At 33.4% G+C, this 6,225-nt stretch carries 3 protein-coding genes and 1 pseudogene; 3 read left to right on the top strand and 1 reads right to left on the bottom strand.

Annotated features, from left to right (window positions below; all coding sequences use genetic code 11):
- The 3 genes from ACIQ6Z_RS08660 to ACIQ6Z_RS08650 all read left to right on the top strand — a co-directional run.
- Positions 1–1,287, top strand: a 1,287-nt coding sequence (locus ACIQ6Z_RS08660) for an NADH-quinone oxidoreductase subunit N (protein WP_396210498.1), incomplete at its 5' end; no start/stop codon positions are given.
- A 132-nt stretch (positions 1,288–1,419) separates the two neighbouring features.
- Positions 1,420–3,567 (top strand): gliding motility-associated C-terminal domain-containing protein, encoded by a 2,148-nt coding sequence (locus ACIQ6Z_RS08655; protein ID WP_396210497.1) that lies wholly within the window; start codon positions 1,420–1,422, stop codon positions 3,565–3,567.
- Positions 3,568–3,703: 136 nt separating this feature from the next.
- On the top strand, positions 3,704–5,062 hold the full coding sequence (locus tag ACIQ6Z_RS08650) for a hypothetical protein (protein ID WP_396210496.1): 1,359 nt from the start codon (positions 3,704–3,706) through the stop codon (positions 5,060–5,062).
- A gap of 75 nt (positions 5,063–5,137) precedes the next feature.
- On the opposite strand, the pseudogene ACIQ6Z_RS08645 reads toward ACIQ6Z_RS08650, so the two are convergent.
- Positions 5,138–6,225, bottom strand: a pseudogene (locus ACIQ6Z_RS08645) (sodium transporter); the annotation flags it as partial.

The following is a 6,225-nucleotide window of genomic DNA, read 5'->3' as shown; positions in this document are numbered from 1 at the left end:
ATTGTGCCTGTTACCATTATTGGATTATTGGCGGTATTGGGATTGAATATCTCCGAATTTGGTTCAACAGAATCTTACTATGGCAATATGATTGTGGTGAGTAAATTCTCAACTGCTTTCTCATCTTTATTCATAGTCTTGACTATTTTCTTAGTGGCATTGGGACATAATTTTTATGAAAATCATCAAAGCAAAATCTCGGATTACATTGCCATCAAGGTCTTTTTGTTGTCTGGAGCTGTAGCTATGGTTTCTTTTGGCAACTTAGCCATGTTCTTCTTAGGTATCGAAGTATTGTCTATTTCTTTATATGTTTTAGCTGCCAGTGACCGTTTACTTTTAAAAAGTAACGAAGCCGGTATGAAGTATTTCTTAATGGGTTCTTTCGCATCAGGGATTTTACTATTCGGAATTTGTTTGGTTTATGGAGCAATGGGAAGTTTTGACGTAACTGAAATTAGCGAATTATCACAATCAGCAGAATTACCAGTTTGGTTTCCAATTGGAATTGCTTTATTGACTGTTGGGATGCTTTTCAAAGTGGCGGCAGTTCCTTTTCATTTTTGGGCACCAGATGTGTATGAAGGTTCGCCTGCATTGACAACTGCTTTGATGAGTACATTAGCGAAAGTAGTAGCCATGGCTACCTTATACAAGCTATTATCAGTAATGAATGCTGATATATCAGAAGCCTATAAAATGGTTATTGTAGCAGTTTCTATGACTATAGGGAACATCATGGCATTGAAACAAACCAATGTAAAACGTATGTTGGCTTTTTCAGGAATCTCACATGCTGGTTTTATGTTGATGACCTTATTGAGTTTATCGACTTCGGCGAGTAATCTATTGTATTATACCACTGCGTATGCGCTTTCAGGAATTGCTGCTTTTAGCGTGATTTTATACGTTTGTAAAAACCAACACAACGAAGACATTACGAACTTCCACGGATTAGGAAAGACACACCCCTTTTTAGCGGCTGTTTTAACTGCTTCTCTGCTTTCTATGGCTGGTATTCCAATTTTCGCGGGATTCTTTGCTAAATTGGTTTTATTCACTCAGACTATCGAAAATGGCTTTATTGCATTAGTGATTGTAGCGGTAATCAACTCGATTATTAGTGTAGGTTACTATTTCAAATTGATCTTAGCGATGTACACTAAAGAATCTAACGAAGAACGCTCTGGAAAACCTTTCTTGATTTATGCGGTGGCTTTTACCGCAATCACTTTAAATATCATTATTGGTTTATTCCCTTCTTTGGTATTGGACTTATTGGGATAAATCAATTTTGCCTTTATATTTCAAACCCGTCAAGAGTGATTTTGGCGGGTTTTTTATTGAAAAATGTTTTTATTGAAAAATAAATCCTACATTTGAGATTAACTTATTAAGCCAAATTTTACCCCACAAGGCATGAGTAAAAAAATAAATGTTTTAATTGTAATCCTTTTAAGTGTTGGATCTCTATTTTCTCAAACACTTTGTTCCGATTTTAAACTAACAGATTTTAAAATTAATGGCAATACTACATTGACCAATAATGAGGCTACACTTACTTTAGCTTTAAATAATCAATCCGGTTCAATCTGGAGTAATAAAAAAATTGATCTTTCAGAGGATTTTAGAATTAGTGCAGATTTAAATTTTGGTATACTTGATGACAGCGGTGCTGATGGTATTGCATTTGTAATTCAACCTCTTTCATCGGATATAGGAACTTTGGGTGGAGGAATAGGATATCAAGGAATTACACCCTCATTGGCCATAGAATTCGACACTTATTTCAATGTAGGATGGGATCCAGTTTCAAGTGACCATATTGCAATAATAAAAAACGGCAAAACAAATGATTTAACTTCCCATTCCGAATTCATGCCTTTCAAATCATTAAATAATATAGAAGATGGGCTTTGGCATGAAGTCATTTTTGAATGGAAGGCATCAACAAAAAAATTGAAAGTAACTTTTGACAATATCATTCAAATAGACACAACAATAGATATTATTGAATCGATTTTTTCAGGGAATAAAGACGTATTTTGGGGATTTACATCAGCCACAGGAGGTTCAGTAAACGTTCAAAAAGTTAGACTAAAAAATTATTGTTTGACTCTTGAGTCCTGTGCTAATATCCCAGAAATAATGGCTACCAAAAAAAATATTTGTAGTGGCGAACAAGTAAATTTATCAATTTCAAATTTACCCTTATTAAACAATACAGTCATTCCTTTACAAAGTGAATTTGAATATATAATAGGACAATTAAGCTCAACTAAAAATTCTTTAACAGGAACATGGCAAAAAGGAAAATCTCCTTTCGGATCTCAAATTTCAAGTCCGATTCCTGGATTAGAGGCTAACACCATATGGCCTATTAATTCCAAACTTTATCTACGAAAAAGCGTTAATTTATCAAATTTTGACATAAATACCCTCGAATGGAAAATAGCTGTAGATAACGGATATAAATTATTTGTTAATGGTAATTTAGTTAGTCAAGATTTTCAAGAAGGCTATTCTTATTTTTGGGAATACCAGGGTTCAATTCCAAGAACTTTTCTTAAAGAGGGTGACAATCTTATTGAATATGAATTGACGGATACAGGTGGACTTTCAGCTTTTGAAACACAGCTTACAGCGAATCCATTCTATTCCATTTTATGGTCAACTGGCGCAACTTCAACAACTATAAATGTTTCTCCAAATACAACTACTACATATTGGGTAGAGATAACGGCTAATGGAATTAAATGTAGAAAAAACATTACTATCAATGTTACTAATACGAATTCACCTACTGGGAGTTCAAGTCAAAGTTTATGTAATGAGAAAACAATTGCAGACATAATTGTAAATGGTTCAAATATTCTTTGGTATGCAACTGCAACAAGCACAACGCCATTAAACTCAAATACTAATCTTATCAATGGGACTTCCTATTTTGCTACACAAACTATAGGAGGTTGCGAAAGTAAAACTCGATTTGAAATATTAATTTCAATTGTTAATGTTCCCAATTTGTCTGGCGAAAGCATCCAAAAATTTTGCATAGAAAATGAGCCTTCCCTTAAAAATTTAATTGTAAGTAGTAACAATATAAAATGGTTTAATTCTATTACGAATGGTTTTCTTTTATCAGAATCTAGCAAATTAGAAAATAACACAACATATTATGCAACTCTAATTGATCCAACTTCAGGATGTGAAAGCCCTAAAAGATTAGCTGTAACTCCAGTACTAATTAAATGCGATTTAATCATTTACAATTCAATAAATAGGGAAGCAACTGATATGAGCGATCGACTTTATATTGATGATATTTCCTATTTTCCCAATAATTCTATTCAAATCTTCAATCGCTATGGAAGACTTGTATGGGAAACTAAAGGATATAATAATGCAACTAATGCTTTCAAAGGAAACTCAAACGTTTCTGTTTTTTTCCAAAAAGATGAAAATCTTCCTGACGGAACCTACTTTTATATCTTAAATTATTTCAATTTTATTGATCAAATACAAAGAGAAAAGAAGGGTTATCTTCAACTATTTAATGATTATTAATTACTTTAGTTTACCAATTTTGTTTATTCAAATAGTCTATCAAAAAAACACTAGAAACTATAGTTTCTTTTGATTTATTAAACTTAATAAAGTAATTATTGCTACATTTCTTACATTAAATTTTTATCCCCGAAAAATGAAAACAAAACTCGCCTTTTTTTTACTTGTTGTTATACTATTTTCGTTTACTAGTTACTCACAAACCTGGAATTTTAACGATCGTATTTCATTATTTATTGAAGCCAAATCACAACAACCAATTGTAATTATAAACGACTCCCTTTTCTATAAAAACGGAAAAAGATTTCAATTAAAAACTACTCAATTCCCGGGAAAAATAAGTGAATATCTTGCATTGAATATTGGTAAGAAAACCTTTTTAGCACACTCCGGTTGCGGACCCGTATTGGAATTTAGAAATGATTCAATTGTTAGGGTTGATAATTCTTATGTACATAATAGCCAGTTTGGCAATACCTCATTTGTATACAACAACCAGATCCATTATTTTGGAGGTTATGGTCTTTTTACCTACAAAAACATCATTACGCGATATGATTTTAAAAATGGAGAATGGAACCAAGAGCAAACTTATGGCGAAGAATTCCCAGAAGCAAGATGTTGCGAAGTATTTAGTTTTAGGAAAAACGATCATTTGTATATTTTTGGTGGGGTTGCAAACGACCCTAAAAACATTAGAGAGGTTAATGACGTCAAGCCAATTGTTTGGGACTTAGATTTAAAAACAATGACCTGGAGAAAAATGGGAACGTATAATACAGCACTTATTACTTCCCAATATGATGGTGTGCAAATAAAAAACAAATTATATCTATTTCATCAAATTCTTCTAGAAGTAGATTTGGAACAAAACATAGTTAAGAAATACGATTATTCTAACCATATCGTTCCAAAAGCTATGTTGGCAAAAAATGATTCTATATACGGTGTGTTCGAAAACAACAAAAGAAAACTCTATTTTTCAAAAAAAGCAATCGAAGATATTAAAGGCAAATATTTAGGTAGTGAGCCGTTTATTTTGCCTTATGGTGGAATACCTATTGAAAAATATGGTGTTTTGGGAGTGCTTGTATTATGTGTTAGTGCTGTCTTAATTTTCTTTTTTATAAGAAAAAGTAAAAAAAATACGAGTACTAAAATTACATTTAATAGAAAAACAAACGAATTTGAATTCAGACAAAAAAGGATTACTTCCTTCGAAGAGAATGAAAAAAAGGTGCTTCACTTTTTATTAGAACACCCTAATGAATATGTTTCGTTAAATACATTAAATGAACTATTTGAAAATTCAAAACAAACCGAAACTGTTACCGCAATAATCAAAAGAAGAGAATTAACGGTAAATAGTTTAATTGCAAAAGTTGCAATGATTACTGATATTCCTGAATCGGATTTACTATTAGAACGTAAAAACGCTGAAGACAAACGCTTAAAGGACGTTCTTTTATTGCCTGATTTGCTTGAAGAAATATAACCGACTAGTTAACTAATTTAAAACAACAAATCCCTTCTATTTCAATAATGGATTTGTTGTTTTAAGCCTTTATTTCTACCAAAACTTCACATACAATGCAAAAATTGTCAAGACTAAAGCCACAATTAAGATAGTAGTTTGCGGTTTCATTTTGAACATCGCTTTGTCGAGTTCAAAGGCTTTTTCATTGACCTTAGGCCCAGCCAAACTCACTGCAATCATTAAGAGCATCGTGAAGATAAAAGACAAGCCCATACAAATTAAAAACGGGATTTCGTAACCGCCTTTACCGTTAGGGTAAGCTGTGTACAACCAAGTGTCGTTGCCAAACCAAGCCGGAGCCAATTCATTAAACACCACAGACAAGGCAAATCCTGCCAATACACCCACAACAGCAGCTGCCCCAGTAGTGCGCTTCCAGAACATTCCTAAAATAAACATAGCAAACACACCTGGGCTAATAAAACCCGTATATTTTTGGATGTAGGTAAATCCGCCCACACCTCCAATACCTAAGGTATCGTTCCAAGTAAAAAGTACTGCCAGCAATAAAGCAGCAATAACAGCATATTTTCCAACATTCACTTGACTGGAATCCGAAGCTGTTTTTTGAATGTATTTTTTATGTATGTCTAAGGTATAAATGGTAGAAATACTATTGACTTTTCCTGCTAAAGAAGCTACAATCGCTGCAGTTAAAGCCGCTACCGAAAGTCCTTTCAAACCCGTTGGTAAGAAGGTCAAAATAGCCGAGTAAGCACCGTCTTTCCCTCCCACTAACTGTGGTAAATGACCACTTTCGTGTAAAACATAAGCAGCTATTCCTGGCAAAATCACTATTAAAGGCATAAACAACTTAATAAATCCGGCAAATAGAATTCCAGAACGAGCGGTATCTAAATCGGCCCCCAAAGCACGTTGGGTAATGTATTGGTTACATCCCCAATAATTCAAATTGATAATCCAAATTCCTGCCAAATACGCCATCAATCCCGGAATGGTTAAATACTTATTGATCTCTTCTTGTGAGGAAGTGGCTGTTGGCTCAGGCATAATCATTTTGAAATGTTCAGGTGCTTGTTCCATAATCACTTGAAATCCTGCAATAGCATCGTGACCAAACCCAAAATAATGACTCACGGTAGTCAATGCAATGTATGAAG

The organism is Flavobacterium sp. (assembly GCF_044376915.1).
Classification (GTDB): domain Bacteria; phylum Bacteroidota; class Bacteroidia; order Flavobacteriales; family Flavobacteriaceae; genus Flavobacterium.
The sequence above is the reverse complement of the archived record's forward strand: the minus strand, read 5'-3'. Positions and strand labels throughout refer to the sequence as shown.